The following is a 19,219-nucleotide window of genomic DNA, read 5'->3' on the forward strand; positions in this document are numbered from 1 at the left end:
CTTCATTCAACTAAGTATGTTAAATCAATAAAAATAGTAATATCAATGAAAAATACAAAGAATTCATCGGAACACCTTAAGGTGATATGTATATTTCCAACTTGATTATTCAACCAAGTTTAATAGTTTAATAATTTGAAATAAATTCTAAATTTGAAAGTAATCCCAGAAATATAAATCCTATTCCTAATGAAAACCATATTGATTTTACTAACCAAATAGGCAAAAATTTTATAAACCCTCCAAAAATAAATGTAATAATAAACCCGATACAGCCTTAAAACTCATTTGAGTATACAGTTATATCTGCAGCATTCGATAAGTTTTCTTTATTTTTTTCATTTGTGATCATTACTTGTACGAATAGAAGCCCCCCTGTTATTATCAGTCCTAATCGATTTATCCAGTTGATCACACCATTAATCCTCCTGATAGTTTATCTACTAATTAGTTTAATAATAGGCTAATTATACAGCTTTGATTGACTTTTGTAACTTGGGGTATTTTGAATATTTAATAGAAATTATTTTGATCAAAAAAGTAAAGCCCTATTTAAGATTTTAAGACCTAAATTAAATAATCCTTATGTATAAGAACGTTAGCATATAACGATGTGTATTATTCTAAATCGACTTATTTTTGCTATAGTAAACTGTTGTTTTGTCACTAAATTCTAATTTTTCTTACAATAATTTCCAGATTGGTTTAAAATATAGGTAATCAGATTTTAATCTAGAAAGGATGATGAAGTTGAAAAAGCTTATTTTTGCAATCATTACACTAGGATTTCTGTTTGGCCTTACATGGATTGTTTCAGATTTTATGCATGGTAAAATGATTGACTATGCGTTTTTTGTAGGATTGGTAATAACGATCATTATCCGATTTTTCACGAGTAGTGGCAGCGGATATGCATCCAATAGCATTAATTTAAGTACTCAAACACAGACGGGTATGAAAATAACGGGTGAGAATGCTAGTCCTTTTACAGTAACTCAAAAATCATTTTCATTACTGGTATCTTTTACTTTTACAATCGTTTCTTTACTCATTACACTAGCTTATTACTGGAAAGAATTTTGAAAAAAAGGAGTGAGATTAAGATCAAATGAGCATACGCTTTTATCTCTGGAAAAAATTCTACCAACTTCTATTTACGATCATTTTGATTGGAATCATTGTAGCATTTTCAGCTAGCTTACATACTTCAAAAGCTGACCTATTCCATTCTGTTTTAGAACAAATTAAAACGTTTGGTCACAGCTTTCTTCATTTAAACGAAATGACAATTCAGATAGGAATCTTTTCAAAGCAAACACCATTATGGAGCTACTTAGTAGAACCGTTTACTTATTCGTTTATTATTTTATCATCTTCTTTTATTTGCACATTCACACTAGGAATCTTGTTTTCGTATGTAACCTATCTTTTAACACCCAAAATGCAAAGAGTCGTTAAAGAGGGGCTATTCCTCTTACAAAGTATTCCAGATGTGATATTCATTTTCGCAGTTCAATTATTCATCATTTGGTTATATAAAAAAACGAATATACTCATAGTCGATCCTGTCGCTGGTTTGAAGAAAGTCTATGTATTACCAATACTTGTCGTATCCATTTTACCAGGAATCATGTTATTTCAAATGACATTTTTAGCAATCGAAGAAGAAAGTAAAAAAACATATGTCGAATTTGCAAAAGCAAAAGGATTGTCAAATGGATGGATACTTTTCAAACATATCCTACGAAATGTAGTTGTAACGCTATTTTCTCATTCCCACTTTTTGTTTTGGTTGCTTGTATCGAATTTATTAATCGTGGAATATTTATTTAACATACATGGTTTTTTTCACTTACTTTATACAACATTGAAAACACCTGACGTATTTTACGTCTGCTTGCTAACTTTATTTTTTCCATTTTTTATCATTGAAACTATTTTTAATGTAGTCGCGATTAAATTAACAGGAAAGGAGCAATCTGAATGAAAAAAGGTTGGACGAGATACCCTTTCCTAGCTTCATTGTTTTTTCTAATTGGTTTAGTAACCTTCAGTTTTCTTTATACGTACTTTTTAAAGGATCACATTAAAGCTCCACCAAAACTTTTATATGATGGAAACGGGAAAATGATAAAGGGGCTTCCATTTCCACCAAGCTTAGATTACCCATTTGGTGTCGATCGTTTCGGTCATAATCTATTTTGGTCAGTCATTGATGGTGCAAAGTACACCATATTAATTGGTTTGTTTGTCAGTTTCTTACGAGTTGGGTTAGGTGTTTGTTTCGGGATTTTTTACGGGATCTATTTGAAAAAGATGAGATCTTTTTTTACAACTTTTGAACGAGCATTCCGTTTTATCCCAGCAATTCTTCTTGTCATGTTGTTCTTTGATGTGAATCTATTTAATAATGCAACAAAAGGGTTTTCCTATATTGCTTCAATCATTATTTGGCTAACAGTTGTTGCATTACCATCTCTCATTCAAGTGATTGGCAATGAAGTGAGTCATTTTAACAAAGAAGATTTTATTACAGCATCCAGAGCGATGGGTGCAACGAAATTTCGTATTATTCAAAAACACGTAATGCCATTTCTACGTTCTAGAATTTTACTCATGATCGTTCAACAAATGATTAGTGTCTTACTACTACTTGTTCACTTAGGTGTAGTTCGAGTGTTTGTGGGTGGTAGCACAACAATCTATCTCGATTCTGTCAACAGTGTCACACTACCTAATACGAATGAATGGTCTTCCTTAATTGGTGTCTCATACCAAGAGCTAATGCTTGATCAATGGATTGTTTTTGGTCCAAGTATCGCATTTATACTTACTTTATTAGCTTGCAATGTAATGAAAAGAATGTTGCAAGGTGCTGAAGAAAGAGTTGTTACTCCAAAGACTGAGCAAACAACTTTAAAAGAGAGTAAACAGATAAAGAAATCCGACTTTACGTTTGTCGATGTCGTGGTAAGGAATAAGAACATTAAAGAGTTTCAGTAAAGCATAAAAGGAACTTCCCTTGAAGTTCCTTTTTCATTTCAAATCCTTTTATAGGCGATGACAAATGTTATATTATCCTCGACTAAGATCATAATTTCAATCATCTTATTGAACTATCCTGCCATAGAAATTCATCACAATTTCTACCTTTTTACTTTTATGCCGCTATGGAATTTCAGTATTCTATCTATCTTCAATTATTCTCCAATTAAGTAAAACAAACACCACTTCAACAACCCAATTAATCATATCCGATATTGCACTTTTTCATTTTTTATTTCGATTTTACATAGTCTTTTTTTACTATTGATGAGATAATAGTTTTTGTCGAATTATATTTTGGGTAAATGGGGAGAAATTTTTATGTGGAAAAACCGAAACGTTTGGATCGTGTTGTTCGGTGAATTTGGAGCCGGTATAGGTCTTTGGTTCGGAATTATCGGAAATTTAGAATTTATGCAAAAACATGTACCATCAGATTTCTTTAAATCGTTAATTCTTTTTTTCGGCTTATTAGCTGGAGTTTTTGTTGGTCCGTTGGCTGGACGGTTAATTGATCAATATTCAAAGAAAAGGATTTTATTAATTAGTGGTTTAGGTCGAACTTTAAGTGTAATTCTGATGTTTTTTGCAATACAATACGAAAGTATTATTTTCATGGTCTTATTTTTAGTTATGCTGCAAATTTCTGCCGCATTTTACTTCCCAGCGCTTCAAGCTGTTATACCAATGATTGTGAAAAACGAACAGTTATTAACTTTAAATGGGATTCATATGAATATTTCTACAATATCCAGAATTGCCGGAACTTCAATTGGTGGTATTTTAGTTGTATCAACTAGTCTCACGAATGTATATGGAATGAGTATGCTAGCATATGCATTTTTATTTTTAATGACGTTCTTTTTACGAATTGAAGAACCTACGATCAAAGCAATTAATGTAGAAAAAACAAAAAATTCTAAAACAGACAAAGGATTTGCTGAAATATTTGCACTCATAAGAAAAAGTCCAACAATCTTAAATTTATTTATCTTAAACCTAGTGCCAGTACTTTTCCTTGGTGGATTTAATTTAATGGTAATCGAAATAAGTGATATTCAACATGATCCTTCAGTTAAAGGCCTTATCTATACAAGTGAAGGTATCTCATTTATGATTGGAGCATTTGTCATTAAACGATTAACAAAAAAATATACGAATAAGCAATTATTATACTTTTCAACTTTTTTAGTAGCTTTTGCTCAGCTATCACTTTTCTTTGCAGATCACCATTGGATGACTCTTATCTCATTTGCAATTTTCGGATTTTCAGTTGGTTGCTTCTTTCCTGTTTGTTCAACTGTTTTCCAAACTTCAATTGACAAATCATATCATGGTCGACTTTTCTCATTTAGAAGTATGTATGACAGGGTAACATTTCAGATCGTCCTTTTAAGTACAGGGCTATTTTTAGATACAATTGGTCTACAATATATGGTTTTAATTTTCGGAACGGTTTCGCTTTTAATTCTTGCTAGATTATTGAATAAAGAGAAAAAATCTAAAGCAGAGTTAGTGAGTGAAACTCAAAATTTATCAATGTAATTAAAGAGGCTGTCTCAAAAGTGAGTTTAACTGACACGGGGGCGCCTCTTTTATTGTGACACTTAGGAGGTTTTATATGAAGAAAATAGGAAAGTTTGTATTAATTTTTATAATTTTCATTGGAATTGGATTTAGTTATATTCAATATAAAAAGTCAAATGTTGAGAAAAGTGTAACTAAGTATCTAACAACGGAAAAGAACATATCAAAGAATGACATTATTTCCAGTGAACCATTTATTGCGAATTTACAAGGAGATAAGAATTGGATGGTTAGCATCAAACTAAAAAATGATGATAAAACGTATTATTATTACAAAAGTAAAAACAAAGTTATTTTAGAATCATATGTGGAAAACGGAGAAGAACACGTTCAATAATAGAACGTTTAGATTTTACAGAGCCTTTTGGAAAATTATCATAAAACGTTCTCGAGAATAATATTATTTAAGTACTGATCTAAATTGATAAAAGTAATCGGAGGTATCTCAACAGCACTTTTCATTTATAGTTAATTAAATCTCTCTTTTTCAAAGATTATTAAAAGATTTTTATACAATTTAGTAAGAATTAGAGCATATTTACAAGTTTCTAATTTCAAAGTATCATCTTTATTTCAATTTTAAGGCTATAATACCCTTACTGGTACAGGTAATTATTTATTTTATTTGCGGTTCTCTATTTTTAATTGCAGTTTTGCTATTTTTATTTGCGATATTCAGAATTTATTTGCAGTCCGCTGTTTTTTTAGTTTTTCATCATCTATTTGCAAGATAGTATTGCTATTTTTAATTGCGGTTTCTCTATTTTTATTTGCGATTTTCAGATTTTATTTGCAGTACACTGTTTTCCCATAAAAAAAAGGGGTTCATCTTGGAACACCCTCATTTTATTAAAGCTCAATATCCATAAGCAGCTAAGAATTCATTCAAACTTGAATACAGTGTAACAACTTCCCATTTCCGTTCAAATTCATAGGCAGTACATACTTCCCCTGATTCCTCGTTGATGAAAATAACATCATCTGTTTCGTCATCGAAGCCAATTATTAACCAATTTTCTGGCCATTGTATTTTTTTACTTAAGTCCTTTTTAGCCTCATTTAACTCTTCTTCTTTTATAAAATAGATTGTCATATTTTCATTTGAGACCTCATCTATACCGATTCCTTTAATTCTTGAAAACCATTCACTTTGCATTTAAATTCCCCACTTCCAATAAGAAAGCCTGTATCAACCAAGTGATCACAGGCTAACTTTTTTACTTTTGTGCTTTTTTTGATTCAGATAAATTTGATTTATCTTCGTAGTTTGGTTGTTTTTGACTAGCGTTATTTTTTCTTCCACCATTTCCACGTCCCATTTCTTTCGCCTCCTTAAATTGTCATAAAAATATTTTATACAATTAAGGTAAGACTATCCCATTAAATTATAGAAAGAAAAAATAGATAACGAATTGGATAAATAGGATGATCCAATAACCAAAAACAAATTTTGGATGCTTTGTTTTATGTCTAAAATAATACATTCCTAAAATTGAACCAATTGAACCACCGATAATTGCAAATAAAAATAATATGCGTTCAGGAATTCTCCATGCTTTTCTTTTTGCCCGAGACTTATCAATTCCCATAATTGCGAATGAAACAATGTTAACGATTACTAAATAAAACATAAAATACCCTACCATTTGGATCCCTCATAAGACTCGTTTATTTTGAAATTTTTGCTATTTTGCTACGAGTTGATTGTATTAAATCTTTTGCATTCAATTGAAGTTGTATACCTATTTTTCCACCGCTTACAATAATCTCTTCTATATTATTAACAGATTCTTCAATAAAAGTAGGGTATTGCTTTTTCATACCAATTGGTGAACAGCCACCTCGAACATATCCTGTACTTGCTAAAAGGTCTTTCACTGGTAATAATTCTACTTTCTTTTCTCCAGCAGCTTTTGCTGCTAATTTTAAATCTAATTCCTTTTCGACTGGAATGACAAATACATAAATCGCCTTAGATTGACTGATTGATACAAGTGTTTTATAAACTAATTCAGGATCTTTATTTATTTTATTTGCTACAGAAACCCCATCAATCTTTCCATCATTCGAGTCATAATTTAAGGTTGTATAGTTAACTTTTTTTGAATCTAACATTCTCATTGCATTCGTTTTACTTACAGCCATTTTTACTCCTTTCAAAGCTACATACATAATCTATTTCTAGGCAGATATTGATTGCTTTTTATTTCGATTTTTAAGTTTTTGTTCAATTGATTTCATAAACGGTGTAGTAGAGACCGCAAATACGATACAAGCTAACCAAATAAATGAAAATGAGATAAAGTCTTTCTTTGAAAAACTTTCATCATATAATAAAATCCCTATTAATAAACTAATTGTTGGTGAAATAAATTGCAAAAATCCAACATAAGTATACGGAATTAATTGGGCTGCTTTACCGAAAAACAATAAAGGAATAATTGTTACTAAACCAGCACCTACTATAAATAATTGCTCAATTGGTGCACTTTCTACAAGTCCCGCTTGGCCTTTATAAGCTAGAAAACCAAAGTATAGTAAGGCCACTGGAAAAATTAATAATGTTTCAATTGTAAGGCTTAAAAAAGAATCGATATTTAAAATCTTTTTCAATAATCCATAAAAAGCAAATGTTAAAGATAATAGTATTGCTACGATAGGTAAAGTACCTGACATGATTGTTAAATATCCTACCCCTATTGTTGCTAAACAAACTGAAACGATTTGCCAAATAGACAGTGACTCTTTCAATACGATTACACCAAGTATAATGCTAACTAATGGATTAATATAATAACCTAAGCTTGCATCAAGAATATGATTTGAATTGACTGCCCAAATATAGATTAGCCAATTGGTACTAATTAATAGTGAAATAGCAATCATTGAAACGAATACTTTTTTATTACTTACAACTTGCTTCCAAGTAATTTTAAATTGCTTTAATTTTTTTGTAAGAAGAATGAAAAGTATTAACGTTACAAAAGACCATATAATACGATGTGTTAATATTTCAAAAGGAGAAATATCTTGTATTAGTTTCCAATAAATTGGTAAGACTCCCCAGACCACATATGCAAGTACACCGTACAAAATCCCTTTAAGTGTGTTGTTCATTCTCTCCCAGCTTTCTTTTTCTATATTAGTGTGCTATTTCAGCCTTTTTTTCTTCAGATTGTTCAGACGGTAAAAAAAAGACGAAAATAAACGTAATAATACTAAATACCGCCATAAATAAAGTGATGATTTCAAAACCAGCCGTAACAGCTTTTACTGTCGATAAATGATTGATTTGATTATGAGCATTTAAGATTAATTTTTGACCATTCAATACTTCGGAAGCCTTAATTGTAAAAATGGTTCCTAACACAGCAACGGTAATTGTTTGCGAAAAAGTATTTAAAAAGGAATTTGCGGCAATTGCAATACCCCTTTGGTTCATTCCTACTGCTGATGAAATTAGGATCATATAAATTGGAAAAGATAAACCAAAGCCAAGACCTAAAAATGCATTAAATGGATAAATTAATATTTTTGAATCATGAAAAAAGTTCATACCTAAGGCACCTATAATACATAAGAAAGCCCCTAATAGGATAATATTTCTTGCCTTCATTTTCTTAATGAAACGACCAGATAAAAAAGAACCTAATGTCCAAGCGAATGAAAGTGGAATTAACATTAAACCTGACTGTGTTGCACTTAATCCAAACACACTTTGATTATAAACTGGTAAATATACCTCGATCGAGATTAGAAGCGCATGTGCAATAAACATTGCTGCATATGTTACGACTAAATTTCTGATTTTGAATAATGAAAGTGGTAATAATGGTTCTTTTGCTCTTGTTTCAACAAAAAGAAATAACCCAAATAAAATAATTGCAAAAGCAAAAAGGAAAAGTAAATTTGGAGAAGTCCAGTTATGTTGCTCTCCTCCTACAACTAAAGCATATAAAGCAGATAAAGTACTGAATATAAAAAGGATGGACCCTAAATAATCAATTGAAACTGTATTTTTACTGTCAATTTTCTGATGATAATATTTCCAAAATAGAATAATAGAAATGATGCCAAATGGAAAATTAATAAAAAAGATATAACGCCAAGAAATGAAGTCTACAAAAAATCCTCCAACTAATGGACCAATTACACTTGAAACAGCCCAAACCGCACTAATATACCCTTGTACTTTAGCCCTTTCTTGGTATGGATATAAATCACTTATTACTGTCATCGTTAAAGGTAATGCAGCTCCAGCACCTAGCCCTTGAATTGTACGAAATAATATCAATTGACCCATATTTTGTGAAAAACCACATAAAACTGAACCTAAAATAAATAAAATGATGCCAAACATTAATAAGTTTTTGCGACCATATAAATCCGATAACTTCCCATAGATGGGTGTCGTTACAGTCATTGCCAACATATAAGCTGCAAAAATCCAACTCATCAACTTAACACCAGATAATTCAGTAGTGATGGTAGGTGTGGCAGTTGTTATAATCGTCCCTTCAATCGCAGACAATGTAACAGCTACCAATAACCCGATCGTCACTAGCCTTCGATTTGTTTCCATAGTATCCCTCCATTCGAGAGCAGATATAAGGATTGAAAATTTTTAGGATAGATAAATATTCCTATCTCCCTTAAAAATAATAGAAGCTCTAATGGAGCTTCTATTGTTTTTTTGCCTACTTTTTCCAATTTGACTCAATAAATTCGTCTCTTCCTGACATCGCTCTATCTTCTTTATAGTGTTTTGGATTTTTTTTATGATAGTCTTGGTGATACTCTTCAGCCTCAAAAAAAGTGGTTGCCTGTAATATTTCAGTTACGATCGGTTTCTTAAACATATTACTTTCAATTAATTTTTCTTTTGATTCCATTGCTTCCTTAAGCTGTGAATCATTATGAACAAATATGGCAGCTCGATATTGTGAACCTCTATCTTGGAATTGACCGTCTGGATCAGTTGGATCAATTTGCGGCCAAAATAATTCTAATAATTTTTTGTATGAGAATAATTCATCGTCAAACGTAATTTGAACTACTTCATAATGGCCAGTAGTACCCTTTTTAACCTCTTCATACGTAGGGTTTTCTAATTCCCCACCCATATAACCTGAAACAATACTATGTATACCAGGTAAATCCTCAAACGGTGTTACCATACACCAAAAACAACCACCTGCAAATGTAGCTTTTTGAATCATTAAAAATCCTCCTTACTTTACCTAGTTTACATAATATTATTATGAAAACCTATCTAATTCTTTAATCTTATCTTATCTCTTTTAAAAGAATTTTTAAATATTTTAGCTCATAATTTTCCAATTTTTTATTAAATGAATTCCATCAATCTGATTTGACTATTACTAAGGTGAAAAGACGATAAAAAACAGACATAAATTGTCTATTTGAAGGACAATTATGCCTGTTTTCTTATACTGTTTTAAGCAGCAATTGACTTACTATTATTTTTAACTTTTGTTCCAACGAACAACCAAATGACAAATAGTAATAAAATTAGTTGTGGAATGATACTTTCTAGGGAAGGATAAATCCCTAATTTAGGTATTGTTGGAAAAATAGTACTCATATGGTCAGGCAAATAGCCAATTCCTTGTAATGCATGTATACTTTGACCAATGAATTTAAACGTCAAGTAATAAATACATAAACTTGCAATTGTAAAAAACGGCTTTAAAGGAATAAATTTGCTTCCTTTTAAGATGAAAATTCCAATTATTACAAGTAAAATGATTCCACCTGCAAAACCAGTAATCAATTCTTTCGCTGTAATTGAAGAACTCATACCGATATAAAATACTACTGTTTCAGCACCTTCTCTAAATACTGCGAAAAATGAAAGTAAGCTTAATGAAAGAATTCCTCCGCCAGCAATTGCTGCTTTTGCTTTTTCTTTCATCTTACTTCCATATTCTTGTTGGCGGGATTGTTTATGCAACCATAACCCAACTGTTAACATGAAAACAACAGCAATAAGACCAGATATTCCTTCAATTAATTGATTACTAATTCCAGCTGAGATCTTTGATAATAAGAACTGGAATAATAAACCGGCTACTAAACTAGCTAAAATACCACAAGCACCACCAACAAAGATCCACTTACGTGCTGATTCTTGTTTACCTTTTGACACTAATGCTAGTAAAGCAGAAATAATAATTAAAGCCTCTAAACCTTCACGAAATACAATTGTCCCTGCATCAAACATCGTATAAGATGTTTTCTTCGTAGCTAAGTTTAAATTGTTTTGAATTTGTTTTAATGTTTTCATCGTTGTAGCAGATTCAGGCTTTTCAGTTAACTGAGTTAAAGCAATGGATGTATCATTTTCAATCTTCTTATATAATTCCATTGAATTTGATTGAACCATTACTTCAACATATGGCCAATCTTGTATAAATTCATTAAACGTTGCTTGTGCTTTCTCTGTATCATTTGATCCAACATAATTGATTGTTTGATTGAGTAGTTTTATAGCTTTCTCAATACTAACTTCTTTAGTTGCGTCACTACTTGGATTATTCAATACATCGATTAATTTAGTAAAAGAATCATTAACTTTAGTAATTGAAGGATTTTCAGTAAACAAAGTTGACCTAGAAGTAATCATATTAGCTTCGATTGAACCATAAAAACCACTGTTTGCTTTTCTTATATCATTTTCTACTTTTGACCATTCAATTTCAAAAAGCTTATACTCTGATTGTGCCTTTTCCCAATTCGATTCATTTGATAAAGTTTTAACATTATTTAAATGAAATATTATTTTAGTCAGATTAATTTGAGAAAGATCTTTTTTATCATTCGTATTTTCGATCCACTTTTCTGTTTCAAAAGCGATCCCGCGAATATCATCTTTTACTGTTGCAAGTTCATTTTGATCAATATCTTTAATCGCTTGGTCAACAAGTTTAGTTAATTTTGAAGTTTTTTTCTCATTTTTAATTAACTCTTTAATCGCTAATAAATCTGTTTTTACTTTATCTTTTTCACCATTTTTAACTTCTGTTAAAGAGTTACCAATATGTGAAAGTACTTGTTCCTGGATATCAGTTTCAGCAAATGTTTTATGAAACGGACTAAATATTAAACTAAAAAATAGTAAACTAGCTATTAAAAATATATTTTTTTTCATGCAATTCACCTAAAGTAATCCTTCGCCAATATAGCTTCCATTCTTAACCCCAGGGAAGCATGCAAATACTGCACTACCATTATGTTCAATGTATTCGTTCAATAAATCCATTTTCGCTAATTTATCTTGTAAAGGAATAAATTGTTTTTCTAAATCTCTTTGGAAACTAACAAATAGTAAGCCTGCATCTAATTTTCCCGTTTGGATATCAAGACCGTCAGTATATGAATAAGATCTTCTTAAAATTTTAATTTTACCTTTTCCTTTTGCTAAGGCAACATGTGAATCTGCAGGAATCAGTAATTTCCCATTATCATCTGTTTTCTTTAAATCGATTTTAGCAAATTCACTACTTTCACCGATTGGTGCACCAGATGATCTGTGACGACCAAATGTTTGTTCTTGATCTTGTAATGAACTGCGATCCCATTCCTCAACACGGATACGTATACGCCTTGCAACTAAATAAGAACCACCTGTTAGCCAAGCTGGGCCATCGCCATTTTGTACCCAAATATGTGAATTCATTTCTTTTTCATCTTTTGTATCTGGATTTCCAGTACCGTCTTTAAAACCCATTAGGTTCCTAGGTGTACTACCAGATGGATCCGCTCCAGATGAACGTTGGAAACCGTGCTGCATCCATTTTAAACTAACAGTCCCACGTCCAATTCGAATTAAGTTTCTTACACCATGAAAAGCAACTTGTTGATCGTTTGCACAAACTTGAACTACGATGTCTCCACCGTTCCATTCCTCTCTCAAATCATCACCAGGGAAATGAGGCAAATCTTTTAACCCCGATGGTTTACTAGATTGAATTGATAATCGGTCAAAAAATGAAGGGCCAACTCCAAATGTAAACGTAAGCTTCATTGGTTGTAAACCTGTTGCTTCCCCCGTATCAATTGGTGGTGATGAAGGAAAATCTGAATCACCTAGTTCCTTTCCTTCACTCATTAAAGCTGCTGCTTCAGTCCATTTTTTAAACATTGTTTTGACATCTGCTTTTGAAGTAGTTTCTAGTTTAAATGACGCCAAATACATAAAATCTTGAGCAGGAGTTGTAATACCTTGTTGCTTTTTACCATAAAACGGAAGTATCTCTCTTGCATCCGCTTTTGCTGGTGAAAAGAAATTAGTTACCTTTTCAGTAGCTGTTTCAATTCCAGTTGCACCAATAAGTATACCAGCCCCACCAACTCCAATAAGTTTTAATGCATCTCTTCTAGAAACTTTATTCGTTTCTAATTTTTTCATATTATTTAACCCCTAATGTTGACCCAACTTGAGAAATCGGTTCTGCTAATGCATCTACTTGTTGAGCCAATTTTTTCACTTCATCTTCTTTTAACTGTTTATAATCAACGTACTGATCACCTTTTTTATAAGTATTTAATGTTGTCATTAAATCATTGAATCTAGTTTCAATTGTTTTAGCTAAATCAGCATCTTTTGCTTTTAGTTTTTCTGATAATAATTGAACGATTTTATCTGAACCTTCCACGTTAGCTGCAAAATCAGCTAAATCAGTATGAGAATATCGCTCTTCTTCACCAGTAACTTTTGAAGATGATACTTCATTTAATAATTCAACAGGACCAGTTACAAATAATACAGGATCAATTTCAGCTGTTTCTACTTTTGCTCTTAAATAGTTCGCATCCTTCATAAGTTGTTCTGTATATTTTTCAAGACCTTTTGTTGTATTTTGAACCCAAAGAACTTGCTCAATTTTATGGAAACCAGTCCATTCATTTGCAGGTACATCACCTTCACGGGCATCAATTTTTGGATCTAAATCCCCAAATGATTCTGCTACAGGTTCAATTCTTTCGTAATATGAACGACTAATTGGATATAAACGTTTTGCCTCTGCCATGTTTCCTGCATTAATTGCATCAACGAACTTCTGTGTATTTGATACGAACTCTTCCGTTTGAGATACAACGAAATCTCTATAATTATTAATCTCAGAATCTAAATTTATTTTTGCTTCTACTTTTGATTCTTTTTTTACGTTACTAGCTTCTTCACTTTTTTGTGCACAACCTGCCATCATTAAACTAGTAGCAAGAGAAATTGCGATCATTGTAGTTTGCTTCTTCATGAAAATACCCCCGAAAAAATCTAAATTAAATATATGTAATTGATATTGATAATTCTTCTCATCACTTATCATAATACAATTGATAAATATTTTCAATTAGATTTTCATAAAAAAATGACTGAAGCTTGTTCAGTCATTTTAAATCTATCTATTATTTAGAGCGAGTTTTCCAAATTTATTCACTTAATGTTCGTACTTTTTAATTTAACCTCTTATAAATTAAGGTAGTACAGCTGATACTATTAAATTATTTAACAGCAAGTCATCTAACCAACAACTTTATTCAATCTTAAATAATTTCGCTAAATAAGCATTCACAAAAATATTATTCTTATCTAATTGACTTCGAATAGTAAGAAAGTTAGATAATGATGGATACGAGTGATTTAGTCTTTCTAAATTCATTGAATGCATTTTTCCCCAATGTGGTCTGCCGTTATAGCTTTGAAGAATTTCTTCTATTCTATTAAAATAGTCTTGATGCGGCATTCCTTTATACATATGGATCGCGATATACGCTGAATCACGCATCGAAGCAGGACTTATTAAAAAATTATCTCCTTGTACGAATCGACATTCGATTGGGAAATGGACGTTAAAACGTTTATTTTTTATTTCTTCTTGTATTTCTAAAGTCGCATCATTCATATATTCAGCTGGAATACTGTACTCCATTTCGTTAAATTTTACATTTCGAGTTGTTGAAAATAATTCATGGCTCGGTCCGACCATTCTTGAATTTGGAACACTGCTACCACTTATTTTACTAATTTGAGAACTACTTTTTGGAAAGTTTCTACTAAATTCACTTAATAACCAGAATGCTTTATTTTCAATGGTTGCTACCTTCCATTTCTCAAATTTAAATGAATGTTTCTTCGTTCTAGTTTCATTCATTATCTTTACTTGAACTTGATCAGAATAAGGGAATAAGTAAAACTCAAAATGTTCATTTTCTTTTTTCAAATTTAGTAGATTACTATAAACTTCATCAATCTTTATTTTTTTACTCTCAAAACGATACGTTTTAGCAGGCTTTATCCTAATTTTAAATTTAACAACTATGCCAAGTAGACCTAACGATACGCCAATTGCCCTATAAATATCTGTATTTTTTGTCTTTGAACAATCTAATAGATCACCAGATGGTAATACTACTGTCATCTCTTCGATTTGCGTAGATAAAATTCCGTGATCAATTCCTGTGCCATGCGTACCCGTTAAAAATGCTCCTGCAATCGATTGAACATTTATATCACCTAAGTTTTCTTGTGAAAAACCTGATTCATATAATTCATTTCCTAATTGTTCAAGCTTAGTTCCAGCCCAAACTTCGGCAATTTGTTCCTCTTTGTTGATAGAAATAACACCATTTAAATTATCTAGTGACAGTAAATAGTCGTTTGTTGAAATTAGTGGAGTAAATGAGTGACATGAACCTACTACTCTTATTTTCTTATTTTCCGAGTTAGCTTTTTTAACGAGGTTAACAACTTCTTCAATCGATGAAGGATAAAATACTTGATTCGGTTTAAACTTTACACTTCCAGACCAGTTTTTCCATAACATACTTTTCATAGGAAGCACCCCCTATCTCCTCTGTATGTTGTGAACCGGTCGATAATCTTATTTTTACTTACTACATATAAATGAGAAAAACGCTCAGCAATTTCACCAGACTTACTTGGTCTAAATAAAATTGCTTCTCCTATTTTTAAATCTTCATGACCTGAATAAAAAACTGGGGTTTGAACTTCACCAGCACCTTCTAGTGGTAATAAAGTACAATGATCTGGGGAATATGGAGTTGGTAATTTTTCTTTTCCTACAGCACCTGAAGCGATAAATCCTCCACTTGTGCATGTAAAAATCTTATCTGCTGGTTTTCGAATGATTGGTAAAGCAAAGCCTATTGCTGGTTGATATTGAAAATTTCTGTATTCATCAAATAATGTTGGAGCGTAAAATCCAGAGCCTACTGTTACTTCTGTAACCACTTTTTCCTTTGTCGTCGAATGAAGACTTCCAGTTCCTCCACCATTTACAAACTCAAGATGGTAGCCATCCTTTTCAATGTATTTAACAATATCTCTTCGTTTTTTCGCTATTTCACCTAATGATTTCGTCTTTAAAAACTGTATTATTTTATTTTTAATAAACTTATTTTTAGCGTCATCACCAACACCCGCAATTTGCGCCTCATATCCCATAATTCCTTCTAAGCGGACGTTCAATGATTGCAAAATATGGGTTAGTAGAGGTACTAAATCTCTAGGTTCTTTTATTGGTGACCTCCTAACTCCAAAATGAAACCCATAATATGATGTACTCATATCTATATCGATACAAAGTGGAATAACAATCTCATTTTTTGCTGCAATCTTTTCAATCATACTAATTTGTTCAGTCTGATCCACCATACAAATGATTTTTTTACCCTTTTTTATTTGTAATGCAATTTTATTTAATCCTATTACATCAACTGTTGGATAACCAATTAACAAATTATCGAATCCATTTTCAGCAAGAAAATCTGCTTCATGGGGGTTATAACACATTAGCCCTTCATAACAATCATTGCTCTCTAATATATATTTTAAAACTTGTACACTACGAATTGATTTTGTAGCAATTCGTATTTTCTTACCGTTTGATTTAGCTGCAATATCATCCACATTTTGAACAAAAGCATCCCAATCTAAAAAAGCACATGGCATAGACAATTTAGAAAATACCGATCGATCGACCATTTATTCACCTATCCCGTAGCATTTTATTATTAATTTATGCAATAAATTATTTAATAAGAATAAAAAAAATTACATAGAATACGCTCTATGTAACTTTTAATAATCGATAAATCCTTTTAATATTTGACATGTTAAAGGACAATTCAATCTCGCAGAGTTATTTGATTGGTTTAAACTAACATTTGACAAGGGTATACCATACCATAAAATTTCATTATCAATCATAATGAAAGGTTGAACTTGATCTTTTTTAATAAAACTTCTATTTTTTTGATTTTCAAAATACGATTCACTTATAAAGAGAATAGGTATCTCAACTTCATTGATAAGTTTTCGTATTTCCAAAGACATTTCAGATAAATTAGGCATGGAGACAACTATTTTTTTGTTAGCATTTTTTAGATCAGTTACTAATTCATTTTTCATGTCTATGGAATCATTTGAAAACAGTCTTAACCTCTTTGATATACTCTTTGAAAAAACCTTTTCAAACTCTTCTTTACTCACCTTGTATTCATTATCCATCTGGAAATGAATTAACTTATTAATCGTCTTTTTTGAATTTGTTTTACTTTTTATAAATGGAATATCTGCAATATGAATAAATTTGCCTCGAGCTCTAGTCAAAGCAACATTAATTAATCTTTCACTGTTTTGATCTGTTAGTAGTAATCCAGGAGAATATTGTGGTTTCGTATCAACTGAATCAAAAATGATTACGTCGCACTCCGCTCCTTGAAATCGGTGAACTGTTGCGATTTGTATTGGCAATTCTCGATATTTTGTTTTGCCGATCATCTCTTTATGGAGTGCGGTAAGTAACTTTGCCTGTGCTCTATATGGCGTAACAATTCCAATTGACTTGACCCCATCTACTATACTTGAAAGAATACATTGAATTGCAATAATCGCAGAGCCTAAATTATATCTAGAATTCGTATTTGAATCTTTTAATGCATAAGTTTTAAGAAATTGTGAATTTATTAAACTATTTGCTTCCATTGGAAACGGTCTATGTTTAGCGATTTCCTGTCTTTTTTTTACAGAAGGATGATCAAACACTAACGAATGATAGATTTCTTTATTTGTAAATCCAGAAATGGCCGGATGCATTCTCCTTTGTTGATTCAGTAAAACTAAATTAATTAATTGTTCACCATTTTCTATTTTTTGGACAATTCCTGTATGGTGAAATAAATCTTCTTGTAGCCATTTTTTCACAAATTCATTATGAAAACATGATGCAATTGGTGGTAATTGTTTAAAATCTCCACATACAACAATTCTTTTCCCTAATGTTGAAGCAAAGGCGATTTGTGGTGTATACGCCATACTAATTTCATCAACAATCACTAAATCGAACTGGCGTAAATAGATTAAAGGATCTATTGAACATTTTGATAATGTAGTTCCAATCACTTTTGCTTGATCAATCAATTCCTTTTCTTTTTCACGAATTTCCCCTCGAATTTTATTTAACTTATTTTGAATTTTACTTAAATCATCTAATTCTTTTTTTGAGGCTGCACCTCTTCTAGCTTTCCTTAACATCGAGTGCTTTCGTTCATCTAAATTTTCCAACTCATATTGATTTATACTTCCATTTACTTCTACAAGCTTTGAAGAAAGGACGTCTTCATGTTGTAATAATACTTCATCTTTTGTATACCCATAGCGGACAATCTCGCCACTTTTCCATTTATCTTTCTGTTCTAATTCATGAATTACATTTTTCATTAATACATCTACTGCAGCATTAGAATGAGCTATTACTAAAACGGACTTATTTTTTTCGTAATGTTTTAAAATAATATTCGTTAAATTATAAGATTTCCCAGTACCTGGTGGACCCCATATATATGTTGTTGCATTATAAAACGAACGATAAATTAACTCCTGCTTTGTTGAAACTTCTTTCTTCATTTTACTTAAATGTTTAGCGGTTGAATCAGCATTCATTAGCTTCATAATTCTTTTTTGTTTACTACGATAATCTTTTATTTCCTCAAGTCTTTCAATTAATTGATCTAGTAACTCCCATGGTTCATTAAAAAGTTCTGCATATGGAATTGTTGAAGTAATTCTTTCATTTATTTTAATTTCAACTTGAGAGCCTTTAAATGACAACAATTCACCTTGATACTCTTGATTTTCTATTTTTATTCGAACCGGCGTTCCTTCTGGGGCAAAAATTTCTGCATAAATCGTAAACAAGATCACCGTACTTTGTCCAATTTGGTATAGAGGAGTCCCCTTAGAAAGGGTATAACTTCTCCCACCATGAAATTTCAAATAATTTCGTTCCGCTTCAATTGCTGTTTGCCATTCTGTAATTAACTTATTTACTTCATTTAGTGTATTTACAATCATTTATTTCACCTTATTAATTTCGAAATTGATATTTAAAGATTTCACTTTAGTCATTTATATTGCGTTAGGGAGTCCTTCTTAAATTTGTGGAAATCCATTAACAAACGCTCCTTAACTATAAAAATTAAACATTTATAGTAATTTACTTATCATACACTAGTTCATACAGTTTATTAAATTATTACA

Annotated in this window: 18 protein-coding genes; 5 read left to right on the forward strand and 13 right to left on the reverse strand. The window is 31.1% G+C overall.

Annotated elements, in window-relative coordinates:
• Nucleotides 1–277 precede the first annotated feature (277 nt).
• Nucleotides 278–415, reverse strand: a complete 138-nt coding sequence (locus tag BM319_RS24560) for a hypothetical protein (RefSeq protein WP_175403443.1) — start codon at nt 413–415, stop codon at nt 278–280.
• A gap of 335 nt (nt 416–750) precedes the next feature.
• On the opposite strand from BM319_RS24560, the gene BM319_RS04615 reads away from it, so the two are divergent.
• From BM319_RS04615 to BM319_RS04635, 5 genes are all read left to right on the forward strand, one after another.
• A complete protein-coding gene (locus BM319_RS04615) occupies nt 751–1,083 on the forward strand; it encodes a hypothetical protein (protein ID WP_069032471.1) in 333 nt (110 codons plus the stop codon).
• Nucleotides 1,084–1,108: 25 nt separating this feature from the next.
• On the forward strand, nt 1,109–1,987 hold the full coding sequence (locus tag BM319_RS04620) for an ABC transporter permease subunit (RefSeq protein WP_069032470.1): 879 nt from the start codon (nt 1,109–1,111) through the stop codon (nt 1,985–1,987).
• Nucleotides 1,984–3,003 (forward strand): ABC transporter permease subunit, encoded by a 1,020-nt coding sequence (locus BM319_RS04625; RefSeq protein ID WP_069032469.1) that lies wholly within the window; start codon nt 1,984–1,986, stop codon nt 3,001–3,003. The genes BM319_RS04620 and BM319_RS04625 overlap by 4 nt, the downstream gene beginning before the upstream one ends.
• A 363-nt stretch (nt 3,004–3,366) precedes the next feature.
• The gene (locus tag BM319_RS04630; RefSeq protein ID WP_069032468.1) at nt 3,367–4,590 is read left to right on the forward strand and encodes an MFS transporter; all 1,224 of its coding nucleotides are present in this window, start codon (nt 3,367–3,369) and stop codon (nt 4,588–4,590) included.
• Between the two features lie 76 nt (nt 4,591–4,666).
• The gene (locus BM319_RS04635; protein WP_069032467.1) at nt 4,667–4,969 is read left to right on the forward strand and encodes a hypothetical protein; all 303 of its coding nucleotides are present in this window, start codon (nt 4,667–4,669) and stop codon (nt 4,967–4,969) included.
• 519 nt (nt 4,970–5,488) lie between these two features.
• Here the strand turns inward: BM319_RS04635 and BM319_RS04640 are convergent.
• The 12 genes from BM319_RS04640 to BM319_RS04695 form a co-directional block, all read right to left on the reverse strand.
• Nucleotides 5,489–5,788 carry an SMI1/KNR4 family protein gene (locus tag BM319_RS04640; protein WP_069032466.1) on the reverse strand — a complete coding sequence of 100 codons (300 nt, stop codon included), beginning with the start codon at nt 5,786–5,788 and terminating at the stop codon, nt 5,489–5,491.
• Between the two features lie 229 nt (nt 5,789–6,017).
• Nucleotides 6,018–6,278: a DUF1294 domain-containing protein gene (locus tag BM319_RS04645; protein WP_069032465.1), complete on the reverse strand. Its 261-nt coding sequence runs from the start codon at nt 6,276–6,278 to the stop codon at nt 6,018–6,020.
• Nucleotides 6,279–6,300: 22 nt separating this feature from the next.
• The gene (gene ybaK / locus BM319_RS04650) at nt 6,301–6,777 is read right to left on the reverse strand and encodes a Cys-tRNA(Pro) deacylase (RefSeq protein WP_069032464.1); all 477 of its coding nucleotides are present in this window, start codon (nt 6,775–6,777) and stop codon (nt 6,301–6,303) included.
• Between the two features lie 36 nt (nt 6,778–6,813).
• Nucleotides 6,814–7,749, reverse strand: coding sequence for an EamA family transporter RarD (rarD, locus tag BM319_RS04655; RefSeq protein WP_069032463.1), 936 nt, complete (start codon nt 7,747–7,749; stop codon nt 6,814–6,816).
• 25 nt (nt 7,750–7,774) lie between these two features.
• The gene (locus BM319_RS04660; RefSeq protein WP_069032462.1) at nt 7,775–9,214 is read right to left on the reverse strand and encodes an MDR family MFS transporter; all 1,440 of its coding nucleotides are present in this window, start codon (nt 9,212–9,214) and stop codon (nt 7,775–7,777) included.
• A 115-nt stretch (nt 9,215–9,329) separates the two neighbouring features.
• Nucleotides 9,330–9,848, reverse strand: coding sequence for a peptide-methionine (S)-S-oxide reductase MsrA (gene msrA / locus BM319_RS04665; protein ID WP_069032628.1), 519 nt, complete (start codon nt 9,846–9,848; stop codon nt 9,330–9,332).
• A gap of 242 nt (nt 9,849–10,090) precedes the next feature.
• On the reverse strand, nt 10,091–11,803 hold the full coding sequence (locus BM319_RS04670) for an FTR1 family iron permease (protein ID WP_069032461.1): 1,713 nt from the start codon (nt 11,801–11,803) through the stop codon (nt 10,091–10,093).
• Between the two features lie 9 nt (nt 11,804–11,812).
• Nucleotides 11,813–13,063, reverse strand: coding sequence for an iron uptake transporter deferrochelatase/peroxidase subunit (efeB, locus tag BM319_RS04675; protein ID WP_069032460.1), 1,251 nt, complete (start codon nt 13,061–13,063; stop codon nt 11,813–11,815).
• Nucleotide 13,064: 1 nt separating this feature from the next.
• The gene (gene efeO, locus BM319_RS04680) at nt 13,065–13,913 is read right to left on the reverse strand and encodes an iron uptake system protein EfeO (RefSeq protein WP_069032459.1); all 849 of its coding nucleotides are present in this window, start codon (nt 13,911–13,913) and stop codon (nt 13,065–13,067) included.
• A 279-nt stretch (nt 13,914–14,192) separates the two neighbouring features.
• A complete protein-coding gene (locus tag BM319_RS04685) occupies nt 14,193–15,500 on the reverse strand; it encodes a D-arabinono-1,4-lactone oxidase (protein WP_091021420.1) in 1,308 nt (435 codons plus the stop codon).
• A complete protein-coding gene (locus BM319_RS04690) occupies nt 15,488–16,663 on the reverse strand; it encodes an alanine racemase (protein ID WP_069032458.1) in 1,176 nt (391 codons plus the stop codon). The genes BM319_RS04685 and BM319_RS04690 overlap by 13 nt, the downstream gene beginning before the upstream one ends.
• Before the next feature lie 96 nt (nt 16,664–16,759).
• Nucleotides 16,760–19,033, reverse strand: coding sequence for an AAA domain-containing protein (locus BM319_RS04695; protein ID WP_069032457.1), 2,274 nt, complete (start codon nt 19,031–19,033; stop codon nt 16,760–16,762).
• Nucleotides 19,034–19,219 lie beyond the last annotated feature (186 nt).

The sequence above is a fragment of the Bacillus sp. UNCCL81 genome, assembly GCF_900112535.1.
GTDB lineage: Bacteria > Bacillota > Bacilli > Bacillales > Bacillaceae_G > Gottfriedia > Gottfriedia luciferensis_B.